General features: G+C 58.9%; 24 protein-coding genes. 10 read left to right on the top strand and 14 right to left on the bottom strand.

Features of this window, described 5'->3' with window-relative positions:
- Positions 1-167: 167 nt before the first annotated feature.
- From msrQ to mrcB, 9 genes are all read right to left on the bottom strand, one after another.
- Entirely contained in the window at positions 168-788 is a 621-nt protein-coding gene (gene msrQ / locus J1G35_RS21315; RefSeq protein WP_053137705.1) for a protein-methionine-sulfoxide reductase heme-binding subunit MsrQ, read from the bottom strand.
- Positions 788-1,801 (bottom strand): protein-methionine-sulfoxide reductase catalytic subunit MsrP, encoded by a 1,014-nt coding sequence (gene msrP / locus J1G35_RS21310; protein WP_053137708.1) that lies wholly within the window; start codon positions 1,799-1,801, stop codon positions 788-790. Before msrP ends, msrQ begins: the two co-directional genes overlap by 1 nt.
- Before the next feature lie 63 nt (positions 1,802-1,864).
- Positions 1,865-2,722, bottom strand: a complete 858-nt coding sequence (gene pssA / locus J1G35_RS21305) for a CDP-diacylglycerol--serine O-phosphatidyltransferase (protein WP_053137711.1) — start codon at positions 2,720-2,722, stop codon at positions 1,865-1,867.
- Between the two features lie 145 nt (positions 2,723-2,867).
- Positions 2,868-3,884, bottom strand: coding sequence for a ketol-acid reductoisomerase (gene ilvC / locus J1G35_RS21300; protein ID WP_003176099.1), 1,017 nt, complete (start codon positions 3,882-3,884; stop codon positions 2,868-2,870).
- Positions 3,885-3,931: 47 nt separating this feature from the next.
- Positions 3,932-4,423 (bottom strand): acetolactate synthase small subunit, encoded by a 492-nt coding sequence (gene ilvN / locus J1G35_RS21295; RefSeq protein ID WP_003176102.1) that lies wholly within the window; start codon positions 4,421-4,423, stop codon positions 3,932-3,934.
- A 2-nt stretch (positions 4,424-4,425) separates the two neighbouring features.
- Positions 4,426-6,150, bottom strand: coding sequence for an acetolactate synthase 3 large subunit (locus J1G35_RS21290; protein ID WP_223015941.1), 1,725 nt, complete (start codon positions 6,148-6,150; stop codon positions 4,426-4,428).
- Between the two features lie 431 nt (positions 6,151-6,581).
- Entirely contained in the window at positions 6,582-6,911 is a 330-nt protein-coding gene (locus J1G35_RS21285) for a YqcC family protein (RefSeq protein ID WP_135290595.1), read from the bottom strand.
- Positions 6,911-7,645, bottom strand: a complete 735-nt coding sequence (locus tag J1G35_RS21280; protein WP_223015940.1) for a hypothetical protein — start codon at positions 7,643-7,645, stop codon at positions 6,911-6,913. Before J1G35_RS21280 ends, J1G35_RS21285 begins: the two co-directional genes overlap by 1 nt.
- A gap of 16 nt (positions 7,646-7,661) precedes the next feature.
- Positions 7,662-9,986 carry a penicillin-binding protein 1B gene (gene mrcB, locus J1G35_RS21275; protein ID WP_053137721.1) on the bottom strand — a complete coding sequence of 775 codons (2,325 nt, stop codon included), beginning with the start codon at positions 9,984-9,986 and terminating at the stop codon, positions 7,662-7,664.
- 118 nt (positions 9,987-10,104) lie between these two features.
- On the opposite strand from mrcB, the gene J1G35_RS21270 reads away from it, so the two are divergent.
- From J1G35_RS21270 to J1G35_RS21260, 3 genes are all read left to right on the top strand, one after another.
- Positions 10,105-11,661 carry a bifunctional aminoglycoside phosphotransferase/ATP-binding protein gene (locus J1G35_RS21270; protein ID WP_223015939.1) on the top strand — a complete coding sequence of 519 codons (1,557 nt, stop codon included), beginning with the start codon at positions 10,105-10,107 and terminating at the stop codon, positions 11,659-11,661.
- Between the two features lie 92 nt (positions 11,662-11,753).
- Positions 11,754-12,098: a pentapeptide repeat-containing protein gene (locus J1G35_RS21265; RefSeq protein WP_053137723.1), complete on the top strand. Its 345-nt coding sequence runs from the start codon at positions 11,754-11,756 to the stop codon at positions 12,096-12,098.
- A gap of 201 nt (positions 12,099-12,299) precedes the next feature.
- Positions 12,300-12,572 carry a TfoX/Sxy family protein gene (locus J1G35_RS21260; RefSeq protein ID WP_032884753.1) on the top strand — a complete coding sequence of 91 codons (273 nt, stop codon included), beginning with the start codon at positions 12,300-12,302 and terminating at the stop codon, positions 12,570-12,572.
- A 244-nt stretch (positions 12,573-12,816) separates the two neighbouring features.
- Here the strand turns inward: J1G35_RS21260 and J1G35_RS21255 are convergent, their stop codons facing one another.
- Genes J1G35_RS21255 through J1G35_RS21245 form a run of 3 tightly spaced genes read right to left on the bottom strand, consistent with a single transcriptional unit; the run spans position 12,817 to position 15,496 of the window.
- Positions 12,817-13,584, bottom strand: a complete 768-nt coding sequence (locus J1G35_RS21255) for a heme ABC transporter ATP-binding protein (protein ID WP_223015938.1) — start codon at positions 13,582-13,584, stop codon at positions 12,817-12,819.
- The gene (locus tag J1G35_RS21250) at positions 13,584-14,567 is read right to left on the bottom strand and encodes an iron ABC transporter permease (protein ID WP_172681520.1); all 984 of its coding nucleotides are present in this window, start codon (positions 14,565-14,567) and stop codon (positions 13,584-13,586) included. The genes J1G35_RS21255 and J1G35_RS21250 overlap by 1 nt, the downstream gene beginning before the upstream one ends.
- A 50-nt stretch (positions 14,568-14,617) precedes the next feature.
- On the bottom strand, positions 14,618-15,496 hold the full coding sequence (locus tag J1G35_RS21245; RefSeq protein ID WP_223015937.1) for an ABC transporter substrate-binding protein: 879 nt from the start codon (positions 15,494-15,496) through the stop codon (positions 14,618-14,620).
- A gap of 156 nt (positions 15,497-15,652) precedes the next feature.
- Between J1G35_RS21245 and J1G35_RS21240 the strand changes: the two genes are divergently transcribed.
- Positions 15,653-15,970: a Rieske (2Fe-2S) protein gene (locus tag J1G35_RS21240; RefSeq protein ID WP_053137734.1), complete on the top strand. Its 318-nt coding sequence runs from the start codon at positions 15,653-15,655 to the stop codon at positions 15,968-15,970.
- Here the strand turns inward: J1G35_RS21240 and sfsA are convergent.
- Positions 15,967-16,677, bottom strand: coding sequence for a DNA/RNA nuclease SfsA (gene sfsA / locus J1G35_RS21235; RefSeq protein WP_223015936.1), 711 nt, complete (start codon positions 16,675-16,677; stop codon positions 15,967-15,969). The two genes, J1G35_RS21240 and sfsA, sit on opposite strands and share 4 nt — an antisense overlap.
- On the bottom strand, positions 16,677-17,849 hold the full coding sequence (locus tag J1G35_RS21230) for a pyridoxal phosphate-dependent aminotransferase (RefSeq protein WP_223015935.1): 1,173 nt from the start codon (positions 17,847-17,849) through the stop codon (positions 16,677-16,679). The genes sfsA and J1G35_RS21230 overlap by 1 nt, the downstream gene beginning before the upstream one ends.
- A 320-nt stretch (positions 17,850-18,169) precedes the next feature.
- Here J1G35_RS21230 and dksA point away from each other — a divergent pair, with 320 nt between their 5' ends.
- The 6 genes from dksA (at position 18,170) to J1G35_RS21200 (ending at position 26,424) form a co-directional block, all read left to right on the top strand.
- Entirely contained in the window at positions 18,170-18,601 is a 432-nt protein-coding gene (dksA, locus tag J1G35_RS21225) for an RNA polymerase-binding protein DksA (RefSeq protein ID WP_053137742.1), read from the top strand.
- Positions 18,602-18,683: 82 nt separating this feature from the next.
- Positions 18,684-19,571, top strand: a complete 888-nt coding sequence (gluQRS, locus tag J1G35_RS21220) for a tRNA glutamyl-Q(34) synthetase GluQRS (protein ID WP_053137745.1) — start codon at positions 18,684-18,686, stop codon at positions 19,569-19,571.
- 176 nt (positions 19,572-19,747) lie between these two features.
- Positions 19,748-19,924 (top strand): hypothetical protein, encoded by a 177-nt coding sequence (locus tag J1G35_RS21215; RefSeq protein WP_003176118.1) that lies wholly within the window; start codon positions 19,748-19,750, stop codon positions 19,922-19,924.
- Positions 19,908-22,862, top strand: coding sequence for a sensor histidine kinase (locus J1G35_RS21210; RefSeq protein ID WP_172681518.1), 2,955 nt, complete (start codon positions 19,908-19,910; stop codon positions 22,860-22,862). Before J1G35_RS21215 ends, J1G35_RS21210 begins: the two co-directional genes overlap by 17 nt.
- 22 nt (positions 22,863-22,884) lie before the next feature.
- Positions 22,885-24,324 (top strand): sigma-54 dependent transcriptional regulator, encoded by a 1,440-nt coding sequence (locus J1G35_RS21205; RefSeq protein WP_053137751.1) that lies wholly within the window; start codon positions 22,885-22,887, stop codon positions 24,322-24,324.
- Positions 24,325-25,020: 696 nt separating this feature from the next.
- The gene (locus J1G35_RS21200; protein ID WP_053137753.1) at positions 25,021-26,424 is read left to right on the top strand and encodes a polynucleotide adenylyltransferase PcnB; all 1,404 of its coding nucleotides are present in this window, start codon (positions 25,021-25,023) and stop codon (positions 26,422-26,424) included.
- Positions 26,425-26,426: the final 2 nt, after the last annotated feature.

Genomic DNA, 26,426 nt, shown 5'->3' with positions numbered 1-26,426 from the left:
ATAGAGCCAAATAACACGACACTATCAACTCCTTCTGGACTTCGATGAACTGAAGCAAACCGCTGTCTAATCTTGCATAACTCTTTGTTTAACAAGGAGTTTTACGTTTCGACTGCGCCGGAAGTGGGGCGAATTATAGACTTCTAGGATCTGCGGTCAAGCGTTAATTACGCTTTTGTTGCAGAGGGTGCTTTTTTAGCAATAAGTCGGGGGATTCGGCGCGCTACCGGCGGTACACGCAACACCAGGAGCAGCGCACCTATAGAAGCATAGATCGCCCATTCCTTCAGATCGGCCCGCACGATCCACAACATATGCAACAAACCAAGCCCAAGAATCACATACACCAGACGATGCAGCTTCTTCCAACGACTACCCAGTCGGCGTTGGCTATAGCGATTGGACGTCACCGCTAGCACCAACAAAGACAGGAACCCTAATGCCCCGACAATAATGTAAGGCCGCTTACGCAGCTCCACACCCAATTGCGACCAATCCAGTCCCAGGACAAACACACAGTACGCCGCCAAATGCAGCACTACATAAGCAAAGCACCACAACCCAAGCTGCCGACGCACCGCGATCCACCCCGCCCAACCGCTCAGTTTCTGCAGCGGCGTCATTCCCAGAGTAATCAGCAGCAGGATCAAAGTGCCCAAGCCCAGCCGATCAACCAGCACCTTGCCCGGATCCGGCCCCAAGGCAAAACTCCACGCTTCATATAGCCATAACAATGGCCACACTGCCGCAGTCATAAAAACGCCAATGCGCCAGACGGGGTAACGCATCAGTAGTTCTTCCGCAGATCGAGACCGGTATATAAGGAGGCAACCTCATCCGAGTAGCCATTGAACATCTGCGTCTCACGCACATTGGGACTGAACAGGCCGCTTGGCAGACGGCGCTCCCGCGCCTGGGTCCAACGAGGATGATCCACTGTGGGGTTCACATTGGCATAGAAGCCATACTCATCTGCCGCGATGCTCTGCCAGGTGGTTTTTGGCTGCTCACTCACAAGGCTGATGCGCACGATGGACTTAACGCTCTTAAAACCGTACTTCCATGGCACCACCAGACGTAGCGGCGCACCATTTTGATTAGGTAACTCGCGCCCATACATGCCAACGGCAAGAATCGCCAAAGGGTTCATCGCTTCATCCAGCCGCAACCCTTCTACATAAGGCCAGTCGATCAAGCCAAAACTCGAACGCTGCCCAGGCATACTCTTGGCATCCTGGAGGGTTTCAAAACGGATGTATTTGGCCTTGGAGGTCGGCTCAACCTGCTTGAGTAAGGCAGAGATCGGAAAACCCATCCACGGGATGACCATCGACCACGCCTCTACACAGCGCAAACGATAGATCCGCTCTTCTAATTGATAGGGCTTCATAAAGTCTTCAAGCGCATACCGCCCCGGCTTGGCAACTTCACCATCAATCACCACACTCCAGGGCTCGGTTTTGAGTGAGCCTGCATTTTTCGCAGGATCGCCCTTGTCTGTACCGAACTCATAAAAGTTGTTGTAGTGGGTTGCATCCTTGAACGGGGTGATGGACTCATCCTTGACCGTCACCGCCTGCCATTTCGTTGCCGGCAATTTTTCGGCAAACCAATTGGGCGCCTTGCCAGCCTCAACATCGGGATAACGCGCGGCCTCGTCAGCACTGGCCCAACGCGGCAGGCTGCTGGCAGCAATGCCGACAAGCGCACCACCGAGCAAGCTACGGCGAGAAAGGTAGAAGGACTCAGGCGTGACATCCGATTCTTGGCAATCGGACGCTTTGGGCAATTTGATTAACATGGCAACTCCGCAGCATTGGAGAACTGATGCACCAATAGACTGCGGAGTATGGGGGAAATTACATTAAGGCAACGTTTTGTCCCGACGCATATGCAGCAAGTACTGAATTGGCCCCGAAGCGGCATAGACCAGGAAGGCCAACAGCAGAATCCGAGGAGGGTCACTGAAGACCACCGCAAACACCAGTACCACTGCCAGGATCGCCACAAAAGGTACACGCCCTTTGAGATCAAGCTCCTTGAAGCTGTTGTACTTGATGTTGCTGACCATCAACATACCGGCCGCAGCAACCATCAGAGCCACCAGGAACGACATTTTCGACCCCTGGATGCCGTAGTCGCTGAACGCCCAGACAATACCCGCCACCACGCCTGCCGCTGCCGGACTAGCCAAACCAATGAAGTAACGCTTGTCAGCAGTTCCCACCTGGGTATTGAAGCGCGCCAGACGCAGCGCCGCACCTGCGACATAGATGAAGGCAACCATCCAGCCAACCTTACCCATATCACCCAGCGCCCAGGCGAAGGCCAGCAGTGCAGGCGCAACACCAAAGGCAACCATGTCCGATAGCGAGTCATACTCGGCACCAAAGGCGCTTTGGGTGTTGGTCATGCGCGCCACGCGACCATCAAGGCCGTCCAGCACCATGGCCACGAAAATTGCGATGGCAGCAAAGCCGAAATACTTGCTGGCGCTCGCCGCATCACCCGCCGCCAGTGCGCTCTGGGCACTCATGGAGTTGATAATGGAATAGAACCCGGCAAACAAGTTTGCCGTAGTGAACAGATTGGGCAGCAAATAGATGCCACGATGCCGGACCTTGCGGCCTTCAGCGTCATGCCCTTCTTCGACATGCTCATCGATCGGCAGCAGGCTTTCGGCGTCAGAAGCCTGGTTTGGCTCTTCGGGACGTTCGCTCATGGACTTTACCTTGCAACGGTGTGAAAAAAATTCGACCAATACTTGCGGCGAGTGTTCGCCCGCAAACGATGCAGCTTTATACCAGAACCCGCCCCCCAAACGAAAAAACGCGGCCTAAGCCGCGTTTTCTGTTGATGCGTACGACTTAGTTTTTAGCTTTATCGACGATCTTGTTGGCACCGATCCACGGCATCATGGAGCGCAGTTGCTCGCCGATGACTTCGATACCGTGCGCAGCGTTGTTGCGACGCTTGGCGGTCATCGAAGGGTAGCCGGTAGCGCCTTCGCTGATGAACATTTTGGCGTATTCGCCATCCTGAATACGTTTCAGGGCGTTGCGCATAGCCTGGCGGGACTCGGCGTTGATCACTTCCGGGCCAGTCACGTACTCGCCGTATTCGGCGTTGTTGGAGATCGAGTAGTTCATGTTGGCGATACCGCCTTCGTACATGAGGTCAACGATCAGCTTCAGTTCGTGCAGGCATTCGAAGTAGGCCATTTCCGGCGCGTAGCCAGCTTCAACCAGGGTTTCGAAACCGGCTTTAACCAGCTCAACGGTACCGCCGCACAGAACGGCTTGCTCGCCGAACAGGTCGGTTTCGGTCTCGTCCTTGAAGGTGGTTTCGATGATGCCGGTACGACCGCCACCTACGCCAGCAGCGTAAGACAGCGCAACGTTCTTGGCGTTGCCCGAAGCATCCTGGTAGATCGCGATCAGGTCAGGGATACCGCCGCCTTTAACGAACTCGGAACGTACGGTGTGGCCCGGAGCCTTAGGCGCGATCATGATCACGTCGAGGTCAGCGCGCGGCACAACCTGGTTGTAGTGGATCGCGAAGCCGTGGGAGAAGGCCAGGGTGGCGCCCTTCTTGATATTCGGCTCGATTTCGTTCTTGTACAGCGCGGACTGGAACTCGTCCGGGGTCAGGATCATGACCAGGTCGGCAGCAGCAACGGCGGAAGCAACGTCAGTCACTTTCAGGCCGTGGGCTTCCGCCTTGGCAACGGTGGCCGAGCCTTTACGCAGGCCAACAGTCACGTCAACGCCGGAGTCTTTCAGGTTGCAAGCTTGCGCGTGCCCCTGGGAGCCGTAGCCGATGATGGCGACTTTCTTGCCCTGGATGATCGACAGGTCACAATCTTTATCGTAATAAACTTTCATGAGGTTCCTCTATATATCCAGGCCTTAAGGCCATTCGCTAATTTGGGTTAGATGCTGAGTACTTTGTCGCCACGGGCAATCCCGGTGACACCACTGCGTACCGTTTCCAGAATCGAGGCCGTCCCGATCGACTGGATGAAGCTGTCCAGTTTGTCGCTCGTACCGGTCAGCTGAACGGTATAAACGCTGGCGCTCACATCGACGATCTGCCCGCGATAAATATCGGTAGTGCGCTTGATCTCGGCACGCTGGGCACCCGTGGCCTTGACTTTAACCAACATCAGCTCGCGCTCGATGTGGGCACTCTCCGACAGGTCGACCAGCTTGACCACTTCGATCAGCTTGTTGAGGTTCTTGGTAATCTGCTCGATCACCTCATCATGGCCAACGGTGGTCAACGTCAGGCGCGACAGGGTCGGGTCTTCGGTCGGCGCCACGGTCAGGCTTTCGATGTTGTAGTTGCGTTGCGAAAACAGGCCGACAACACGAGACAGAGCGCCGGGTTCGTTCTCCAGAAGCAGGGAGATAATGTGCCGCATGATTAAGTACGCTCCGTCTTGTTCAGCCACATATCGCGCATAGAGCCGTCTTTGATCTGCATCGGGTAGACGTGCTCGCTGGTATCCACCTGAATATCGAGGAACACCAGGCGGTCCTTCATGGCGAACGCTTCTTCCATCTTCGGCTTCAGATCTTTCAGATCGGTGATGCGAATGCCAACGTGGCCATAGGCTTCAACCAACTTGATGAAATCCGGCAACGATTCCATGTAGGAATGGGAATGACGGCTACCGTAGCTCATGTCCTGCCACTGACGAACCATACCCAGCACACCGTTGTTCAAGCAGACAATCTTCACGGGAAGACCGTACTGCAGGCACGTCGACAGTTCCTGGATATTCATCTGAATGCTGCCTTCACCGGTGACGCATGCGACGTCAGAGTCCGGGAAACTCAGCTTCACACCCATGGCTGCTGGGAAACCAAAGCCCATCGTGCCCAGGCCACCGGAGTTGATCCAGCGGTTAGGCTTGTCGAACTTGTAGTACTGCGCGGCGAACATCTGGTGCTGGCCTACATCGGAGGTCACAAAGGCGTCGCCCTTGGTCACTTCGCAGAGGGTCTCGATCACGGTCTGTGGCTTGATGATGCTGCCGTCGCCCTTGTCGTAAGGGAACAGGCCACGGTCACCACGCCATTCGTCGATCTGCTTCCACCAGCTGGCAACGGATTCCTTGTTCGGCGTCTCGCCGATGTCCTTGAGCGCAGCGACCATTTCAGTCAATACACTTTCAACAGGACCTACGATCGGCACATCGGCCTTGATGGTCTTGGAGATGGACGCCGGGTCGATGTCGATATGGATGATCTTGGCATTCGGGCAGAACTTGCTCGCGCCATTGATCACGCGGTCATCGAAACGCGCGCCCACAGCCAGGATCACGTCGGCGTGATGCATGGTCAGGTTGGCGGTGTAGCTGCCGTGCATGCCCAGCATACCCACGAACTGACGGTCCGTACCCGGGAATGCGCCAAGGCCCATCAGGGTGTTGGTTACCGGCAGGTTGAGCAGCTTGGCCAGTTCGGTCAGCGGTGCGGAACCGCCGCCCAGAATCACGCCACCACCCGAGTACAGCACTGGACGCTTGGCCGCCAGGAGCATCTCTGCCGCCTTGCGGATTTGCCCCGAGTGCCCACGGACGGCCGGGCTGTAGGAACGCAGCTTGGCTTTCTTCGGGAAAACGTATTCGAATTTTTCAGCCGGGTTGGTCATGTCTTTCGGGATATCGACCACGACAGGGCCCGGGCGACCGGACTGCGCGAGGTAGAAGGCCTTTTTCATGATTTCCGGGATTTCCGACGCATGCTTGATCATGAAGCTGTGTTTCACGATCGGCCTGGAGATACCGATCATGTCGGTTTCCTGGAACGCATCGGTCCCCACCATGGTGCTTGGCACCTGGCCGGAAATGATCACCATCGGGATGGAGTCCATATAAGCAGTCGCAATGCCAGTAATGGCATTGGTTGCGCCTGGACCGGACGTTACCAGTACCACGCCGGCTTTACCGGTGGCACGGGCGTAACCGTCAGCCATATGGGTCGCGGCCTGCTCGTGGCGAACCAGGATGTGGGTAACAGCCGGTTCCTTGAACAGTGCGTCGTAGACATGCAGCAGAGCACCACCTGGGTACCCGTAGATATAGTCGACGCCTTCGTCACGCAAAAAGCGGACGAGCATCTCACCGCCAGATAAAAGCTCCACGTTGTTCACCTCTAAAACGCCAGAATACCGTCCGTTGAAAACCGACGGGTCTTAATAGGTTTACTTCTCAACAGAGCATGAGCGACGGTGGTCGCCGACTACGTCAGCACTGACTGAGCAAGTATTGGGATCGTCCCAAGTGTTGCGGGCTTTTCCCACCCAGCGCGAGGTAACGCGTTGCGGGTGTAACAGGTCGGCGCGGATGTGCGCCTCATGATCTGCTGAGCGGGCCTGCTTCTGGCAGTCCCGATACAGCGGACTTTGGATTCTTCTGTTTCAGGCCTCTCAAGTCAAGCAATAATTGCGCTTTTTTCCAACTAAGCGCATGAGAACGCAGAAGAAAGGGCTTTGATGAGGGATAAAACTCGCCTGAATGTCGTCAAGCGGTAGAAATGTGCGCAAGACTGCCGGAAAAACCGGCAGCCAGGCAATTAACGAGCGTCGACGATCAGTTGATCGAACTTTTTCAGCGCATTACGCAAGCCAAGGCTCTCTCGCGGCCGATCGGCATAGACCATCTCGGCCATTTCGAGAATGCCTGAAGCATTGGGCAACGGCAGATCCTGTTCGAGGATCTGTTTCATGCGCACCAGGAAGATCCATTGCAGCCACTGGTGGAAGTCCAAGGTGTCGACAGAGAACGGCTCAACGCTGCTCAGTGCTTCGGCGCTGGGGGACACTTCGTCCCACCAGCCCTGCACACGCAATTCGCGCTCGATCAGCAATAACTGTTCGGCAATCGCGGGAAAACGTACATCCATCAGAGGCTGACCTTGGCTTTCTGCCGGGCCTGGGCAGCGCCGGCGGCGTCACCTTGTGCCGCGCGCGCATCACCAATCAAAGCCCACAGACTGGCTTGAAGGTCAGGACGGCCGTTGGCCAGGGTTAGGCCACGACGCGCAAATTGCTCAGCCTGCGGCGCATCGCCCTGGGCCATGCGTACCTGAGCCAGGCGATACAGCACTTGCGGCTCGCGCGGTGCAACACGTTGCGCACGCTCAAGGCTGGATGACGCACCATTCAGGTCACCACCCGCCTGCTGTTGCTGGGCAGTGGTCAGCAACGCCAGTACCGGACCGTCCAACTGCTCGTCAGCCGACAGGCCGCCAGCGCTGGAGGACGATGGAATGCCACTCGGCGTCGACGGCATGTTGTAGGTGCCCTGATTGATCGGCGCGGTCTGCATCGGCGCGGAATCGATCGGCCCGGAGGCACTTGGCCCAGGCGTCCAAGGCTCGGCACTGATTGGCGCCGAGGTGGCCGCACCGCCGCCTGGCACCATTACGACCACACCCGAATCCTGCGGCACCGCCTGAGGTTTGGCCTGGGCCGGACGGTTGGTCACGGTTTGGCGAAAACCACCGTTGGCCGAGATCCGGTCGTTATTGGAAACAGCTGTACTCGAATCCACCACAGGAATAGAGCCGCGCTGCACGCTGGAGCAACCGCCGAGCAAAGCCAGAGCTGTAATAGCTGGAATAAACCACTTGTTCACTTGAAACCCTCTTTGCTTAATTCATCCAGCCCTTGACCCAATCCATCACCGATTCCGCATCTGCAGGGGCACCGCCACCGCACGCAGCACCGGGTGGTGGTTCGCTGCCGCGAATATACGGCATCTGCACCGCGCCCGGACAGTTTGCATCGGAGCCCTGGCCGGTATGCGGATCAATCCAGGCCTGCACAATGTTATCCGGCTGCGGCATGTTCAACGGCAGCGGGTCAGCCTTGCGCATAAAACTGGTCCAGACCTGCAATGCGCCGGTGGCACCGGTAAATGGCGTCTTGCCATTATCGTCACGACCCAGCCATACCACTGCGAGCACATCCTGACCGAAACCTGCGAACCAGCTATCGCGCGAGTCGTTACTGGTACCGGTCTTACCCGCCAGCGTCAGGTTGGAAGGCAACACCTTATAGACCGAGCTACCGGTACCTTCACGCATGACACGTTGCATGGCGTTCTGGATCAGATAGATGGAGCCCGCATCGAAACGCTGCTGAATTTGGAACGGATAGCGCTTGAGCGGCTCACCCTCAGCCGTCAGTACACTGCGAATCCCGCGCATCGGAGTATTGAAGCCACCGTTGGCGAGGGTCTGGTACATGGTCGCCACCTCAATCGGCGTCATGGCGCCGGCGCCCAGCAGAATCGATGGGAAGGCCGGGAATTCGCGGGTAATGCCCAGGCGAGCGAGTGTCTTGAGGACATTCGGCACGCCAACCTCAAGCCCCAGCCGAGACGTGGAAATGTTGTAGGAATGCGCCAAGCCCTGATACAGGAACACCGTGCCGTGGGAGCGGCGATCAAAGTTCTGCGGCGTCCAAACCTGGCCGTCGGCCCCTTTGACCGACAGCGGGTCATCCGACAGCCAACTGGTGAGGGTGTATTTACTCGGTTTTTCCAACGCCGTCAGGTAGACCGCTGGCTTGACCAGCGAGCCGATCGGCCTCACCGCATCCAGTGCGCGATTGAACCCGGCAAAGCTGGCCTGGCGGCTGCCGATCATGGCCTGGACTTCACCGGTTTCCGGGTTAGTCACCACCATTGCGGCTTCTACTTCGTCGGCCCCCTTACGGCCCGTCAAGCGTTTGAAGGTGTCGTTGACCGACGCTTCTGCCTTCATCTGCAGAATCGGGTCGAAGCTGGTGAAGATCCGCAGGCCCTCTTCGGTCAAGTCTTCGTCGCGATAGTCTTCACGCAACTGGCGCTTTACCAGATCGATAAAGCCTGGGAATGAACTGTCTGCCAACTTCCCGCGGGTTGTCACACCCAGTGGCATTTTCTTCGCTGCGGCAACTTGTTCAGCCGTGGCAACGCCTTGCTGCTCCAGCACATCGAGCACCAGGTTACGGCGCTCCAGCGCACGCTCGGGATTGCGACGCGGGTTGTAGTAGGACGGCCCCTTGACCATGCCCACCAACAAGGCCACTTGATGCAGCTTCAACTCGGACAGCGGCTGACCGAAGAAGAACTGGCTGGCCAAACCGAAACCGTGCACCGCGCGCTGGCCATCCTGGCCGACGAATACCTCGTTGAGGTACGCCTCAAGGATCTCCTGCTTGCTGTAGTGCAGTTCAAGCAGCATCGCCATCATGGCTTCGGTGAGCTTACGGGTCAGGCTGCGCTCGTTGGTCAGGTAGAAGTTTTTCACCAACTGCTGGGTCAGCGTACTGCCGCCCTGGGTCATCCTGCCGCCGGAAGTATTCACCCAGACGGCACGGGCGATCGACTTCGGCGAAACACCCCAGTGACTATAAAAGTCACGATCCTCTACAGCGACCAACGTTTCGAGCAGATACGGCGGCACCTGATCAAGCTTGATCAGGATGCGATCTTCAAGATTCTTCGGGTAAATCCCGCCGATCATCAGCGGTTCAAGGCGTACCACCGGTAACTTCGAGCCGTTGAGCGAGGACAGCTCGGCCACATAGTCGCCGGAGAAGCGCACGCGCACCGGCTGGGCTTTTTCCAGGCCTTCATAGAACTGAAAGCCGCGCGTATTGAGGTCGACGGTATTGCCGCTGACCGCCGCCGCGCCCGGACCATTGCTCACGGGTTCGCGTCGGTAGCCCAGGGCGTCGAGCTCGGTGAGGAAATCATCCTTGCTCAGCTTCTGGCCGGTGAACAGCTCCAGTGGGCGTGCATACACCTTGGCCGGAATGGTCCAGCGCTTGCCGGAGAATTTCTCCTGGACCACAGCGTCGAGGTACACCGCAAAGCCGGCGAGCACCACAAGGCCCACCAAGCCGAGCTTGAGCGCCCAGCCAAGCCACGGACGCAGGCCGCGGGAAGGAGGTTTTTTACGGGAACGAGGAGATCGGGATCGAGTCATGGCGGCGGATTATACGCACTTTATTGATGATCAACATGAGCCGGACAGCGGTTTGCACGACCGCCCGTAGCAGCCATAATGCGCGCCATGATTTCCCCCCGACTCTGAAGGATCGCCCGTGAGCCAGTCACTGATCGCAGCCCTGCAAAACCCGGCTTTGTACCCTCATCCGGTTGAAGCGTTCCAAGTCATCGAAACGCATATTTCCTGGGTCATCCTGACCGGTCCCTACGCCTATAAATTGAAGAAACCGATGAACTTCGGGTTTCTGGACTTCACCGACCTGGAAAAACGCGGGCATTTCTGCAACGAAGAACTGCGCCTCAACCAGCGTCTGACAACCGATTTGTATCTGGACGTGTTGCCGATTACCGGGACTGCCGACGCCCCGCAATTAGGTGGCGACGGTCCGGTGATCGAATACGCACTAAAGATGCGTCAGTTCCCGCAAAGCCAACTGCTCAGCACCCTGCAGGCCAATGGCGAACTGACCGCCGCACACATCGATGAAATGGCCAGGCAGATCGCGCACTTTCACCTCACCGCACCTAAAGTGCCGCAAGACCATGTGGCCGGCACCCCGGATGAAGTGATGGCGCCGGTACGGCAGAACTTCGACCAGATCCGTCCATTCCTCAGCGACAAAGCCGACCTGATCCAACTGGAAGCCCTGCAAGCCTGGGCCGAAAGCAGCTTCGAGCGCCTGAAACCACTCCTGGCACAGCGCAAGCTCGACGGTTTCACCCGCGAATGCCACGGTGATATCCACCTCGGCAACGCCACCTTGATTGACGGCAACGTGGTGATCTTCGACTGCATCGAGTTCAACGAACCGTTTCGCTTCACCGATGTGTACGCCGACACCGGCTTTCTGGCCATGGACCTGGAAGACCGCGGCCTCAAGTCCCTGGCCCGTCGCTTTATCAGCCAGTACCTGGAACTGACCGGTGACTATCAGGGCCTTGAAGTGCTCAACTTCTATAAAGCCTACCGCGCCCTGGTCCGTGCCAAGGTGTCGCTGTTCAGCATGCCGAGCGAGGCAAGCCCGGTGCAACGCGCCACAACCCTGCGCCAGTACCGCAACTACGCCAACCTGGCGGAAAGCTACAGCACCATTCCATCGCGCTTCCTGGCGATTACCCATGGCGTCTCGGCAGTGGGCAAAAGCCACGTTGCCATGCGTCTGGTGGAAGCACTGGGCGCTGTGCGCGTGCGCTCGGACGTGGAGCGCAAGCGCATGTTCGGCGAGCAGCAGGTGGAAAACACGCCACAGGCCGGCATCTACGCATCCGACGTCAGCGCCAAGACCTACGCGCGCTTGAATGAAATCGCGGATACCGTACTGCGCGCCGGCTTCCCGGTAGTACTGGATGCCACCTTCCTGAAACGCGAACAACGCGACGCAGCAGCCAAGGTTGCCGAAGCAACGGGGGCGCCGTTCCTGATTCTGGACTGCAACGCGCCACACGCCGTTATCACCAGTTGGTTGGCGCAACGTCAGGCAGACAAAAACGATCCGTCCGACGCGACCCTAACCATTATCGAAGAACAGCAGGCCAACCGTGACCCACTGACCGCCGAAGAACTGCTGTTGAGCAAACGCGTCGAAACCAATCAAAGCGGGACTCTCGATGCGTTGGTGGCACAAATTCGCCAGCGCCTGCCAGGACTGTAAGAAAAATTTCTTGGTCGTGTCGCCTCCTTGGGCGCACGCCCAAGGAATAGTGGCACTATAATGGCGTCATAAATCCAACAGGAGTCGTTTTCATGAGTCAGCCCAAGCTTCTAGACACACCGCTCTACGCACTCCTGCATAAAGACGACATTCGTGGTTTTAATCAGCAGCGCCCTGCAGACGGCATTATCGATATGCGTGGTGGCGATTTCCGTGGCCTGGACTTACGTGAACTGAACGCCATCGGTGTGGATTTCACCGACGCGTATTTTCGCTCCACCGACTTGCGCGGCCTGGATTTGCGCGACTGCTCTTTGGAAGGCGCCAGCCTGGCCCACGCGCAGATTTCGGGCACCTACTTCCCGCCTGAGTTGACTGCCGACGAGATCCTCATGTCGGTCAATTTCGGCACGCGCCTGCGCTATCGCACCAAGTAAGATTCGATCCAAGCCCGACTACGCGCAACGCGTAGCGGGCGCTTCACGCATGCCCGCCGTCAAAATCCCCGCGCCATTCTTATAAGCTTTTGGCCGTTTCGGACCAAAGAACCACGCTTTTCCTACTGAGCGCTACACTCCTGTTCAGGCTGTCCTGGTCACGATACCCACCGCACCATTCGGCCGTCGCAAGGAGGCTTGATGAACGATGAGCTGCAACACCTGAAAAACCTCGGCAAGACGTCAGCACAGTGGCTGCATGCGGTGGGCATCCACAGTGCGTCAGACCTGCGCCGCCTGGGAGCCGTCGATGCGTATCGAGCAGTCAGGACGCGCGGGTTCCGCGCATCAAAAGTGTTGCTGTATGCAATCGAAGGGGCACTGATGGATGTGCACTGGAACGACATTCCGGTCGAGCGTAAGGAGGCGTTGAACCGCCAGCTGGACGCTATTTCAACTCGGCAGAAGAATTAGCTCGGCTAGTAGGCCCAATATTTACGGACATTTCGAACGGACGTTTGATGAAAACGGAAAATCGTCCGAAAACAATTGTTGACTCTCAAATGAGAATCGTTATGATTATCACAACTGGTCGCGAGATCAGCCGATAACTGAAAGACCATTGGTTCGGACTCTCAGATTATCTCCTCATCAGGCTAATCACGGTTATTTGACCCGGCTCTTGCCGGGTCTTTTTTTGCCTGAAAAAAGGCACACCTCAGCGCGCAATGATCAGCGGGTGACCACGCTCCGGATGCGGCTGCACCAATACATCCAAGCCAAACACTGCTTTAAGCGGCTCAGGCCGAAGCACCCTCACCGGCGTATCCAACGCATGAGGACGCCCCTGCTCCAGCAGCAGGATACGATCACAGTAACGGGCCGCCAGGTTAAGGTCATGGAGGATCACCAGCACCGCCGCACCCCGATCGGCAAAGGTGCGAATCGCTTGCAGGGTCGTATGTTGATGCAAGGGATCCAGCATCGATGTCGGCTCATCCAACAGCAACGTCTGCCCCGCCTCACCTGGCCATAGCTGCGCCAGCACCCGCGCCAGGTGTACGCGTTGACGCTCGCCGCCAGAAAGCGCCAAGTAACTACGACCGCTCAAGTGGTCGACATCCGCCGCCTGCAAGGCTGCGCGGATAACTTCATCATCGCGCACACGCCCCGTCTGATGGGGCAGACGGCCCATGCCAACCACTTCTTCGACACGGAATGCGAAGTCCAGGGTCGAAGTTTGGGGCAACACTGCGAGTCGCTGTGCACGCTGCGATCCGCTCCAGTCTTTCAACGCCTGCGAACCCAGCCACACGCTGCCCTGATCGGGATGTAACTCACCGCACAACGCCCCCAGCAACGTACTCTTGCCTGCGCCATTGGGCCCCAGCACACCAAGCACTTCACCCGGCAGCAGGTCCAGCGTGACATCCGCCAGCACGATCTTGCGGCCACGCCGGATCTGCAGGTCTTCAACACGCAGCATCAGGCACGTCCCCGCAACAACAGGTAAAGAAAAAACGGTGCGCCAATAAACGCCGTCACGATACCAATCGGCAATTCAGCCGGCGCCAAGGCCAGTCGCGCGACCAAATCGGCAAACAGCAACAAACTCGCGCCCGCCAGTATTGACGCCGGCAACAGCACGCGGTGATCCGGCCCGGCCAGCAACCTGACCAGGTGCGGCACCACCAGCCCGACAAAACCAATCATGCCCGCCGCAGCCACCGCAGCGCCCACACCTAATGCGGTACAGAACACCAACTCGCGCTTGAGCCCTTCAACATCAATACCCAGGTGACTGGCCTCGGATTCGCCGAGCAACAGCGCATTCAACGCCGTGGCCCGGCGCGGCAACCAAAGCGCCACACCGGCACTGACCAGCAATAAGGGCCATAGCCGCGAATAGCTCGCGCCGTTGAGACTGCCCAGGTTCCAGAACGTCAGGGTACGCAGGGTGGCGTCGTCCGCCAGGTAGGTGAACAGGCCCACCGCCGAACTTGCCAGCGCAGTGAGGGCAATACCGGCGAGCAGCATCGTCGCCACATTGGTCTGACCGTTGCGCCGCCCCAGTCGATAGACCAGCGCAGTCACGCCCAGCCCGCCAAGAAACGCGCATAACGACAGCAGATAGGGCCCGAACGCCTCCGGCAACCCGCCGAAAAACGAACCGCCGACAATCGCAATTGCCGCCCCCAGTGCCGCCCCGCTGGAAACCCCGACCAACCCCGGATCGGCCAACGGGTTGCGAAACAGCCCTTGCATGGCCACGCCCGACAGTGCCAATACGCCGCCAACCGCCAGGCCGAGCAACGTACGCGGCAAACGAATCTGCCCCAGGATCAACTCAGCCTGCTCCAGGCCTTGCGCCTCGATCGGCACGCCCAGCAAGCGCAATGCTGCCTTGAGTGTATCCAGCAACGGCAAGCTCACCGGTCCCAATGCCAACGAAAGCCAGATGGCGAACAGGCATAGCAGAGACAACCCGATAAACAGCGTTTTCGGTTTAACCAGAGTGGTCATGGGGCGGGTTTAGCCTCTGACGGGTAAAAGCCGGCCGAGAGTTTCACAAGACTTTGCGGCAGGCGTGGCCCAAGCCCACCCACCAGCAAGGTCGGGTCCAGCTCGAACACGCGGCCACGCTTGGCCGCCGGCGTCGAAGCCAGGATCGGATTTTCCTTGAACAGCGCCGCGCGCGCCGCACCCCCCGTAAGGGCGCGGTCGGCAAACACCAGCACATCGGGGCTCAGCCCTGCCAACGACTCTACCGAAAACGGTTTGTAACCACTGTGCGTGGCCAGGTTACGCCCGCCGGCCTGCTGCAACACCCAATCGCCCGCCGTGTCCTTGCCGGCAATCAGCGGCTTGCCGCCAGCATTACCGATCAGCAGCAACACACCGGGTGCCTTCTGCGAGGCCCGAGCCTTGGCGACCCAGTTTTTCTGCTGATCAAGCGCCTGTTCATATCCGGCAAACAATTCACTGGCCTTAGCCTCACCTCCCAGCAACTTACCCAAGTGCTGGAGATTACCCTTCAAGGTCGGCAAATCCGGCTGCACCGAGAACATTTCGACCTGGACACCTGCACTGCGAATCTGCGCCAGCACCGGCGGCGGCCCCATCTCTTCAGTTCCTACCAGCACCTGCGGGCGCAGGCTGAGAATGCCTTCGGCCGACAATTGCCGCTGATAGCCGATACTTGGCAATGCCTTGAGCGATTCAGGATGCTGACTGGTGGTATCGACGCCTACCAACTTCGATTCACCGCCCAATGCCGCGACCCATTCCGACAGAGCCCCACCGGCACTCACCCAGCGTTGTGGCAGTTCAGAGGCTTGCGCCCCATGGTTGACCAGCAGTCCGACAACAAGCGCAATAGCGCTGGCACTCAGGCGCATAACAGGGTTTCCTTCCAAGGGCAGGGCCTTTCGAGCACTCATCGATGTGACAGATACCCCCTGCCCGGCATCGAACTGAGCACCCAGTCAGCTAACGGGCGAAGCCGGCATTTGATAATTGTTTGCATTTGAACGTCAAGGCACTTAAGGATTGAAATGAAGTTTCTCTGCCCCTCGGACACGCTCGCACCCAACAGCAGCCTCGGTTTTACAATCGATGGCAGCCCGCTGCTAGTGGTACGCAGGGATGGCATCGCCTACTTCTATATCAACCGCTGCCCACATCGCGGTATTCCACTGGAATGGCAACCCGACCAGTTCCTTGACGACAGCGCCAGCCTGATTCAATGCGCCACCCACGGCGCGCTGTTCCTGATCGAGAGCGGCGAGTGCATTGCCGGCCCATGTGCAGGTAAAAGCCTCAAGGCCCTGCGCGGTCGCGAAGACGAGCAGGGCCTGTGGGTGGATATCTAGTCGAGCAGCACCTCTAAGCGCCGCTCCACACAAATCTCTTCGGACGTCACACGCACCCCATACGCCAACACTTCCACACCGGCGGCCTTGGCCTCGCGCAAGGCCGCGCCATAGGCGGCATCGATTTCCAGCGCCGGGCGCACGGCATCAATTCCCGAGAGGTTGACGCAGTACAACTGCACCGCCCGCACACCTTCCCGGGCCAGGTGCGCCAGCTCCCGCAGGTGCTTGGCGCCACGTTGGGTCACGGCATCGGGGAAGGCGGCAACCCGGGTGCCATCAAACCCCAGCGTGACGCTTTTGACTTCCACGTAGGCTGCGCCGTCGGGGTATTCCAGTCGAAAGTCGATACGGCTTTTCTCCTGGCCGTAAGGCACTTCCCGCTTCAACGCGGTGAACCCGTTCAGCTCAGTAATCACTCCTGCGCGCAGCGCCTCCTCAACCAGCTGATTAGCCCGCGCCGTGTTAACGCACGCCAACCGGCCCTGGGGGGTTTCGGCAATTTCCCAAGTGCCGGGCAGCTTGCGCTTGGGGTCATTGGAACGACTGAACCAGACCTGCCCGCCCTCCACCATGCAGTTGAGCATCGAACCGGTGTTTGGGCAGTGAATGGTCAAAAACTCGCCGGTAACGGTTTCGATATCGGTGAGAAAACGCTTGTAGCGGCGAATCAGTCGACCTTCTTCGAGGGGAGGATAAAAGCGCATCAGCCTTGCCAGCTCCGTAGACCACGCTGGATTCGTTCCACCGCCTCCTGTAGCCGATCAAGGTTTTGCGTGTAGGCAAAGCGCACATGATGGCCGGCTTGATAGCGACCAAAATCCAGGCCGGGCGTAAAGGCGACATGTTCGGTTTCGAGGAAATGGCGACAAAACGCGAAGGCATCTCCGCCGAACGCACTGATATCGGCATACAAATAGAACGCCCCTTCCGGCTCAACGGCAATCCCGAAGCCTAACTCGCGCAAAGCGGGCAGCAGGAAGTCGCGGCGCCGGCCAAATTCGGCGCGGCGCTCTTCCAGGATGCCCAGGGTTTGCGGGGTAAAGCAGGCGAGCGCCGCATACTGGGCCAGGGTGGGCGCGCTGATATAGAGGTTTTGCGCCAGCTTCTCCAGTTCGCCCACCGCAGCGGGCGGCGCGACCAGCCAACCCAGGCGCCAACCGGTCATGCCGAAATACTTCGAAAAACTATTCAGGACAAAGGCCTCATCGTCGACCTCCAGCACGCTGGCGGCGTCAGTGCCGTAGGTCAGGCCGTGATAGATCTCATCCACCACCAGATGGCCGTTGCGCGCCTTGATTGCAGCGGAAAGTTCGGCCAATTCATCGCGTGAAAGGACTGTGCCGGTAGGATTCGCCGGGGAGGCAACCAACGCGCCCACGCTGTCCTGATCCCAATGTCTGGCAACCAGGTCAGCGGTCAGTTGATATCGCACGTCCGGGCCCACCGGCACCAGTTGCGCGGCGCCTTCCACCAGTCGCAGGAAGTGCCGGTTACACGGGTAACCCGGGTCTGCCAGCAGCCAATGTTTGCCTGGATCCACCAGCAGGCTGCTGGCCAACAACAACGCTCCGGAGCCCCCAGGGGTGATCAGAATACGCTCGGGATCGACGCTCAATCCGTAGCGTTGCTGGTAGAAACCGCTGATGGCTTCACGCAATTGCGGCAGGCCACGGGCCGCTGTATAGCGAGTCTTGCCATTGGCCAATGCCGCGTGGCCGGCTTGGATGATCGGCTCGGCGGTGGTGAAGTCTGGCTCACCGATTTCCAGGTGGATCACATCATGGCCTGCCGCTTGCAGCTCATTGGCGCGCGCCAGCAACGCCATGACATGAAAAGGTTCGATGGCGCGACTGCGCGCACTGTAGGGCTGAGCCATTAGCCTTCCTTAACGGTGAGGACAAAATCAGGATTCTACCGAACCCTCGCGGTAAAACATGCTCTATTGCCTGCCCGGCCGTCCAAGATGAACCCGGCAAGCGCTTGCAAAACGACTAAAATCAACGTTCGGGACGATACATACCCCGCCACAGCGGGCTGCTGCAGTTTGCAACCCCCGCGTGACGGGCCTCGACAACCGGGAGTGGCGCGCCCTGAATCTATCTGGTAAGTTCGCCCGCTTGCAGCCGCAGGGCCGGCAGGTGTCGGTGACGTTGCAATCCTGCGCAATGGATTAGAAGAGTGAGAGGCGGTCTATTCATGTCCACCCAAGCAAAGCAGAACATCAGCGGCTTCCAACCCTACGTTGAATCGAAGGGCGAGGAATACATGGGCAAGCCCATGCGCGAGCACTTCTCCAAAATCCTGAAGCAGTGGAAGCAGGACTTGATGCAGGAAGTCGACCGCACGGTTGACCACATGAAGGACGAAGCAGCCAACTTCCCGGACCCGGCAGACCGTGCCAGCCAGGAAGAGGAATTCGCCCTCGAACTGCGCGCCCGTGATCGCGAGCGCAAGCTGATCAAGAAAATCGACAAGACGCTGCAACTGATCGAAGACGAAGAATACGGCTGGTGCGAATCCTGCGGTGTCGAGATCGGTATACGTCGCCTGGAAGCCCGCCCAACTGCGGACCTCTGCGTAGACTGCAAGACCTTGGCTGAAATCAAGGAAAAACAGGTCGGCAAGTAATCCAGCCGAGCTGAACGAATGGGGCGTGCAAACGCCCCATTTTTGTTTCTGGGATTTACCGACTTCCAGTAGTATCCGGCCCATGACTGCCTCTACCTATATCGGGCGTTTCGCCCCCACGCCCAGCGGCCATTTGCACTTCGGCTCGCTGGTTGCCGCCCTCGCCTCCTACCTCGACGCTCGCGCCAACCATGGCCGCTGGCTGATGCGCATGGAAGACCTCGACCCTCCCCGCGAAGAGCCCGGCGCCCAGGCGGCGATCCTGCACGCCCTGGAGAGTTACGGCTTTGAGTGGGATGGCGAACTGGTCCGACAAAGCGAGCGGCATGACGCCTACGCCAAAGTACTGAACGATATGTTCAACCACGGCCTGGCTTACGCCTGCACCTGTTCACGTAAACAACTGGAGCCCTACGACGGGATTTACCCAGGCCTGTGCCGAAATGCTGGCCACGACCAGCAGGACGCCGCCATCCGCCTGCGTGTTCCCGAGCTGGAGTACCACTTTACTGACCGTGTACAAGGAGAATTCCGACAGCACCTGGGCCGTGATGTCGGCGACTTCGTCATCCGTCGCCGCGATGGCCTCTACGCCTACCAACTGGCCGTAGTGCTCGACGACGCCTGGCAAGGGATTACCGATATCGTGCGCGGCGCCGACCTGCTCGATTCCACGCCGCGCCAGCTGTACCTGCAAGAGTTGCTGGGCCTGCGCCAGCCGCGCTATCTGCACGTACCGTTGATCGTCCAGCCGGACGGTAACAAGCTGGGCAAATCCTATCGTTCCCCGCCGCTGAATCCCGACCAGGCGACGCCATTGCTGTTGCGAGCCCTGCGCGCCCTTGGCCAGCAACCTGGCACCGAACTGCTGCACGCCAGACCTCGGGAGCTGCTGGATTGGGGCATTGAGCACTGGGATGCCAGCAAGATCCCGCGCACACTGACCCTGGCCGAAGCGCAATTGAGCTGAAGGCGCTTGCAGCCTGCCAGCCATCCGTTACCATCGCGTAGGAGCGAGCTTGCTCGCGAAAAACTCCCAGGCAACACGTTTATCCAGGATGTACGCGTTTAGGTTAGCGCCCTTCGCGAGCAAGCTCGCTCCTACAGAAAACCGTTGCATTACCGCACTCTCAATCAAAGGCCAACATGTACATCTATCGATTGGTCCTGCTGCTGGTCGTCGGGATCTACCTGTTTTCCCCCGCCATCATGGATTGGTGGATCGACGCCACGGGCGCCTGGTATCGCCCCTATCTGCTGTGGCTGATCCTGATTGTCGTGACCTTCATCCTGCAGAGCCAAAAAGATGCCGATGAGCTTTAGCCTCACCCAGATGCTGCTGATCAGCGCCGCCTACCTGGCTGCACTGTTCGGCGTTGCCTGGATCAGTGAGCGCGGAATGATTCCGCGGGCGATCATTCGCCATCCGTTGACCTACACCTTGTCCTTGGGCGTGTACGCCAGCGCCTGGGCGTTTTATGGCACGGTGGGCCTGGCCTATCAGTATGGTTATGGTTTTCTCTCCAGTTACCTTGGCGTGTCCGGTGCCTTTCTGCTGGCGCCGGTATTGCTGTATCCGATCCTGAAAATCACCCGGACCTACCAACTGTCGTCCCTGGCCGACCTGTTTGCCTTTCGCTTTCGCAGCACCTGGGCCGGCGCACTGACCACCATTTTCATGCTGATCGGCGTGCTGCCCCTGCTGGCCCTGCAAATCCAGGCCGTGGCCGACTCCATCAGCATCCTGACCCGCGAGCCGGTGCAACACCGCGTCGCCCTGGCCTTCTGCGCGTTGATCTCGCTGTTCACGATTTTCTTCGGTTCACGCCATATCGCCACCCGCGAGAAACACGAAGGCCTGGTGTTTGCGATTGCGTTCGAATCGGTGATCAAGCTGATCGCCATCGGCGGCGTCGGCCTCTACGCGCTCTATGGCGTATTCGACGGCCCGCAACAGCTGGAACTGTGGCTGCTGCAGAACCAGACCGCCCTCGCCGCCCTGCACACCCCGTTGCAGGAAGGCCCATGGCGCACGCTGTTGCTGGTGTTCTTCGCCTCGGCCATCGTGATGCCGCACATGTACCACATGACCTTCACCGAGAACCTCAATCCGCGCTCGCTGGTCAGCGCCAGTTGGGGCTTGCCACTGTTCCTGCTGCTGATGAGCCTCGCTGTGCCGCTGATCCTGTGGGCCGGCCTGAAACTCGGGGCCACCACCAATCCCGAGTATTTCACCCTCGGTATCGGCATCGCTGCCAACAGCCCGGCCCTGGCGTTGCTGGCCTATGTCGGTGGTTTGTCGGCAGCCAGCGGACTGATCATTGTCACGACGCTGGCGCTCTCGGGCATGGCGCTCAATCACCTGGTGCTGCCGCTGTATCAGCCGCCGGCCGAAGGCAATATCTACCGCTGGCTGAAATGGACGCGCCGCGCATTGATCGTCGCGATCATCATGGCCGGCTACGGGTTCTACCTATTGCTGGGTGCAGGGCAGGACTTGGCAAACCTGGGCATTGTCGCGTTTGTTGCCACCTTGCAGTTCCTGCCGGGAGTGTTGTCGGTGCTGTACTGGCCGACCGCCAATCGCCGTGGGTTTATCGCCGGTTTGCTGGCCGGCATCCTGGTGTGGGTCGTCACCATGCTGCTGCCATTGGTCGGCAACCTGCAGGGGTTCTACATTCCGCTGCTGAACATGATCTACGTGCTGGACGACACCAGTTGGCACATGGCGGCGATTGCCTCGCTGGCCGCCAACGTACTGATGTTCACCCTGATATCGCTGTTCACCAACGCCAGCCCGGAAGAGACCAGCGCCGCCGAGGCGTGCGCGGTGGATAACGTGCGTCGACCGCAACGCCGCGAACTGCACGCGGCCTCGCCCCAGGAGTTCGCCACGCAACTGGCCAAGCCCTTGGGGGCCAAGGCTGCGCAAAAGGAAGTCGAGCAGGCGCTGCGCGATCTGTACCTGCCCTTTGACGAGCGCCGCCCATATGCGCTGCGTCGCCTGCGCGACCGCATCGAAGCCAACCTCTCCGGCCTGATGGGCCCCAGTGTGTCCCAGGACATGGTGGAAACCTTTCTGCCCTACAAGGCCGGCGGTGAAAACTACGTCACCGAGGACATCCATTTCATCGAAAGCCGGCTGGAGGATTACCACTCACGCCTCACCGGCCTGGCGGCCGAACTCGACGCCCTGCGCCGTTACCACCGCCAGACCCTGCAGGAACTGCCGATGGGCGTGTGTTCCCTGGCCAAGGATCAGGAGATCCTGATGTGGAACAAGGCCATGGAAGAGCTCACCGGCATCGCCGCGCAACGGGTGGTGGGCTCGCGCCTGAACACCCTGGGCGATCCGTGGAAGGAACTGCTCCAGGGTTTTATCAACTTGCCCGACGAACATTTGCACAAGCAGCACCTGGCGCTCGACGGCCAGACGCGCTGGCTCAACCTGCACAAAGCCGCGATCGATGAACCGTTGGCCCCCGGTAACAGCGGTCTGGTGCTGCTGGTCGAAGACCTGACTGAAACGCAGATGCTCGAAGACAAACTGGTGCACTCCGAGCGCCTGGCCAGCATTGGTCGCCTGGCCGCGGGCGTGGCCCACGAAATCGGCAACCCGATCACCGGTATCGCCTGCCTCGCGCAGAACCTGCGGGAAGAGCGTGAGGAAGACGGCGAAATCATCGAAATCAGCGGGCAGATCCTCGAACAGACCAAACGCGTGTCGCGCATCGTGCAGTCGCTGATGAGCTTTGCCCATGCCGGCGGCCATCAGAATCTGGATGAGGCAGTGTGCCTGGCTGAAGTGGCCCAGGATGCCATTGGGCTGCTCGCCTTGAACCGGCGCAATTTCGAAGTACAGTTCTTCAACTTGTGCGACCCCGACCATTGGGTCGACGGCGACTCACAACGCCTCGCCCAAGTACTGATCAACCTGCTGTCCAACGCCCGCGATGCAACCCCGGCCGGCGGCGCGGTACGTGTCAAGACCGAGGCTTTCGAGCATACGGTCGATCTGATCGTCGAAGATGAGGGCAGCGGTATTCCACAGAACATCATGGACAGATTGTTCGAACCCTTCTTCACCACCAAGGACCCAGGTGAAGGTACCGGTCTGGGCCTTGCACTGGTCTATTCCATCGTTGAAGAGCATTATGGACAAATCACCATCGACAGCCCGGCTGACACCGAAAGCCAACGCGGCACCCGTATTCGGGTGACCTTGCCGCGTCATGTCGAAGCGACGTCCGCTGTGAACTGAGACCGTCGAGAGAATTGAATCAATGCCGCACATTTTGATCGTCGAAGACGAAACCATTATCCGCTCTGCCTTGCGTCGCCTGCTTGAACGTAATCAGTACCAGGTCAGCGAAGCCGGCTCGGTGCAGGAAGCACAAGAGCGTTTCAGCATCCCCACGTTCGACCTGATTGTCAGCGACCTGCGCCTGCCTGGCGCACCGGGTACCGAGCTGATCAAGCTTGGCCAGGGCACTCCGGTGCTGATCATGACCAGCTACGCCAGCCTGCGCTCGGCGGTGGACTCCATGAAGATGGGCGCGGTGGACTACATCGCCAAGCCGTTTGACCACGATGAAATGCTCCAGGCCGTGGCCCGCATCCTGCGTGACCGCCAGTCAGCCGTCAGTGTGCCTGCCGAACAACGCCCCGCCGGCAAAGCCATCAACGGCGCCGACAAACCGGGCGTCGACAACAGCAACGGCGAGATCGGCATCATCGGCTCCTGCCCGCCGATGCAGGACCTGTACAGCAAGATCCGTAAAGTCGCGCCGACCGACTCCAATGTATTGATCCAGGGCGAGTCAGGCACCGGTAAAGAACTGGTGGCCCGCGCCCTGCACAACCTGTCCAAGCGCGCCAAGGCGCCGATGATTTCGGTGAACTGTGCGGCGATCCCCGAGTCGCTGATTGAGTCCGAATTGTTCGGCCACGAGAAAGGCGCGTTTACCGGCGCAAGCGCAGGGCGTGCGGGCCTGGTGGAAGCTGCTGACGGCGGCACGCTGTTTCTCGATGAGATCGGCGAGCTACCACTGGAGGCACAGGCGCGATTGCTGCGCGTGCTCCAGGAAGGCGAGATTCGCCGTGTGGGCTCGGTGCAATCGCAGAAGGTCGATGTGCGCCTGATCGCGGCCACCCACCGGGACCTCAAGAGTCTGGCCAAGATCGGCCAGTTCCGTGAAGACTTGTATTACCGCCTGCATGTGATCGCCCTCAAGCTGCCGGCCCTGCGTGAGCGCGGCGCCGACGTCAATGAGATCGCCAGCGCGTTCCTGCTGCGCCAGAGTGCGCGCATCAACCGTACCGACCTGAAGTTTGCGCCAGACGCCGAGCAAGCGATTCGGCATTACTCTTGGCCGGGTAACGTGCGGGAGCTGGAGAATGCCGTTGAACGTGCGGTGATCCTGTCGGAAAGCCCGGAAATTTCCGCCGAGCTGCTGGGTATCGATATCGAACTCAGTGACTTGGAGGATGACGATTTCATCGGCCTGGCCCCGACACAAGGCGGCGGTAGCAATACCAGCCATGAGCCGACGGAAGATTTGTCCCTGGAAGACTACTTCCAGCATTTCGTCCTTGAGCATCAGGACCACATGACCGAGACCGAACTGGCACGCAAACTGGGCGTGAGCCGTAAGTGCCTGTGGGAACGGCGCCAGCGTCTGGGCATTCCACGGCGCAAGACCGGTGTGGCCAGCGAAAGCTGAGGGTGCGCCCCCACAGGTAACACCCACCGATGTGAAAAAACTGTTACCGCTGATTTTTCACGTAACAAAAGCCGGGGCTTACGGTAACGAAGCCCCGGCTTTTTTTGGCCCCTCAAAAACCAGAAACCACCTCAACCCCCGGTTTTGCTGGTCGGCGCAAAAGTTGGCACGCACCCTGCTATATGCTTAGTACAAAAACAATAACAAGCTTTGTACAAGACAATAAAAATAAGACGAATCGACTCACGCATAACAAAAACAACACGGCGGAGGCGCAGCTAACTGATTCTTTTGGAGAGGCGTTGCATTTGGGGCTTGCCCCGCAACCAGGCCGAGAACAACAAAAACTGCCCTAAGGCAGAGCCTGAACTGGTTGGATCGTAGATCAGCAACACAGCGACCAAAGCAATCCGTTTGCTCTTGACTCCCGATTGGGAGTGTCATGAAGGTGAAGCTTCATGGCGAGGGCGATCAACAAAAACAAGAAGCCCGAAACCAATAATAAAAATAGAGCACGCAACTACTTCTGGGGGAGCTTCGGCTCCCCTTGTAGTTTCCGGGATTTGACGATTTAAGGCTTATGGCGCAAGGCCGGCAGCTTGTTCCTACACCATCCCCTGACTAAATGCTAGAATCCCGGCCCATCATGCGGTCATTCTTCGTTATGGCCGAACATTCCTTCAAACAGTGCATCCCATGCTGAAGAAGTTGTTCCAGTCATTCCGTTCTCCCTTGCGTCGTACGCAACACAAACGCAGCACGCCTGAAGTGCTCAATAGCAGCCAGCATTCGCTGCAACGCGCTCAGTTCAGCCGTTATGCGGTGAATATCGTCGAACGTTTGCAGAACGCCGGTTACCAGGCTTATCTGGTAGGCGGTTGTGTACGCGACATGCTGCTCAATATCACGCCGAAGGATTTCGACGTCGCCACCAGCGCCACGCCTGAGCAAGTGCGTGCCGAATTTCGCAATGCGCGAATCATCGGCCGCCGCTTCAAGCTGGTGCATATACATTTTGGCCGCGAGATCATCGAGGTCGCGACCTTCCGTGCTGGCCACCCGCAAAACGATGAAGAGGAAGACACCAATCAGTCCTCTCGCAACGAGAGCGGGCGCATCTTGCGCGACAACGTCTATGGCACTTTGGAAGAAGACGCGCAGCGTCGTGACTTCACCATCAATGCCCTCTATTACGACCCGGTCAGCGAACGCATTCTCGATTACGCCAATGGCGTACACGACATTCGCAATAACCTGATCCGCCTGATCGGCGACCCGACGCAGCGCTATCAGGAAGACCCGGTGCGCATGCTGCGGGCCGTGCGCTTCGCCGCCAAGCTCAATTTCGGTATCGAGAAACACACTGCCGCGCCCATTCGCGAACTGGCACCGATGCTGCGGGAAATCCCCTCGGCGCGCCTGTTCGAAGAAGTGCTCAAGCTGTTCCTCTCGGGCTACGCCGCCGACACCTTCGAAATGCTCGTCGACCTGCAGTTGTTCGACCCACTGTTCCCGGCCAGCGCCGAAGCACTGGAACACAACCCGACCTATACCCACACGCTGATCAGCGAAGCGTTGATAAACACCGATCTGCGCATCAAGCAGAACAAGCCGGTAACACCGGCGTTCCTGTTTGCCGCCTTGTTGTGGCCTGCCCTGCCCAAGCGCGTACTGCGCCTGCAGGACCGTGGCATGCCGCCGATCCCGGCCATGCAGGAAGCCGCTCACGAGCTGATCGCCGAACAGTGCCAGCGCATCGCTATCCCGAAACGTTTCACCATGCCGATCCGCGAGATCTGGGACATGCAGGAACGCCTGCCCCGCCGCAGCGGCAAGCGTGCCGACCTGCTGCTGGACAACCCGCGCTTCCGTGCTGGCTACGACTTCCTGCTGCTGCGTGAAAGCGCCGGCGAGCAGACCGACGGCCTCGGCGAATGGTGGACCGATTACCAGGATGCCAATGACAGCCAGCGCCGCGATATGATTCGCGACCTCGGCAGCAAGGGTGATGCCGAAGGCGCTGGGCCGAAGAAGCGTCGTCGTAGCGGCACCAAGCGTAAACGCAGTGCGGCCGATGCCTCGGGCGCCGCGGGCGAATAAAC

The organism is Pseudomonas sp. SH10-3B (genome assembly GCF_019891415.1).
GTDB lineage: Bacteria > Pseudomonadota > Gammaproteobacteria > Pseudomonadales > Pseudomonadaceae > Aquipseudomonas.
The sequence above is the reverse complement of the archived record's forward strand: the minus strand, read 5'-3'. Positions and strand labels throughout refer to the sequence as shown.

Coding starts and splice junctions, on each gene's coding strand:
- msrQ (WP_053137705.1), bottom strand. CDS start 788: ATGCGTTACCCCGTCTGGCGCATTGGCGTTTTTATGACTGCGGCAGTG.
- msrP (WP_053137708.1), bottom strand. CDS start 1,801: ATGTTAATCAAATTGCCCAAAGCGTCCGATTGCCAAGAATCGGATGTC.
- pssA (WP_053137711.1), bottom strand. CDS start 2,722: ATGAGCGAACGTCCCGAAGAGCCAAACCAGGCTTCTGACGCCGAAAGC.
- ilvC (WP_003176099.1), bottom strand. CDS start 3,884: ATGAAAGTTTATTACGATAAAGATTGTGACCTGTCGATCATCCAGGGC.
- ilvN (WP_003176102.1), bottom strand. CDS start 4,423: ATGCGGCACATTATCTCCCTGCTTCTGGAGAACGAACCCGGCGCTCTG.
- J1G35_RS21285 (WP_135290595.1), bottom strand. CDS start 6,911: ATGGATGTACGTTTTCCCGCGATTGCCGAACAGTTATTGCTGATCGAG.
- mrcB (WP_053137721.1), bottom strand. CDS start 9,986: ATGACTCGATCCCGATCTCCTCGTTCCCGTAAAAAACCTCCTTCCCGC.
- J1G35_RS21265 (WP_053137723.1), top strand. CDS start 11,754: ATGAGTCAGCCCAAGCTTCTAGACACACCGCTCTACGCACTCCTGCAT.
- J1G35_RS21260 (WP_032884753.1), top strand. CDS start 12,300: ATGAACGATGAGCTGCAACACCTGAAAAACCTCGGCAAGACGTCAGCA.
- J1G35_RS21255 (WP_223015938.1), bottom strand. CDS start 13,584: ATGCTGCGTGTTGAAGACCTGCAGATCCGGCGTGGCCGCAAGATCGTG.
- J1G35_RS21245 (WP_223015937.1), bottom strand. CDS start 15,496: ATGCGCCTGAGTGCCAGCGCTATTGCGCTTGTTGTCGGACTGCTGGTC.
- J1G35_RS21240 (WP_053137734.1), top strand. CDS start 15,653: ATGAAGTTTCTCTGCCCCTCGGACACGCTCGCACCCAACAGCAGCCTC.
- sfsA (WP_223015936.1), bottom strand. CDS start 16,677: ATGCGCTTTTATCCTCCCCTCGAAGAAGGTCGACTGATTCGCCGCTAC.
- J1G35_RS21230 (WP_223015935.1), bottom strand. CDS start 17,849: ATGGCTCAGCCCTACAGTGCGCGCAGTCGCGCCATCGAACCTTTTCAT.
- dksA (WP_053137742.1), top strand. CDS start 18,170: ATGTCCACCCAAGCAAAGCAGAACATCAGCGGCTTCCAACCCTACGTT.
- gluQRS (WP_053137745.1), top strand. CDS start 18,684: ATGACTGCCTCTACCTATATCGGGCGTTTCGCCCCCACGCCCAGCGGC.
- J1G35_RS21215 (WP_003176118.1), top strand. CDS start 19,748: ATGTACATCTATCGATTGGTCCTGCTGCTGGTCGTCGGGATCTACCTG.
- J1G35_RS21210 (WP_172681518.1), top strand. CDS start 19,908: ATGCCGATGAGCTTTAGCCTCACCCAGATGCTGCTGATCAGCGCCGCC.
- J1G35_RS21205 (WP_053137751.1), top strand. CDS start 22,885: ATGCCGCACATTTTGATCGTCGAAGACGAAACCATTATCCGCTCTGCC.
- J1G35_RS21200 (WP_053137753.1), top strand. CDS start 25,021: ATGCTGAAGAAGTTGTTCCAGTCATTCCGTTCTCCCTTGCGTCGTACG.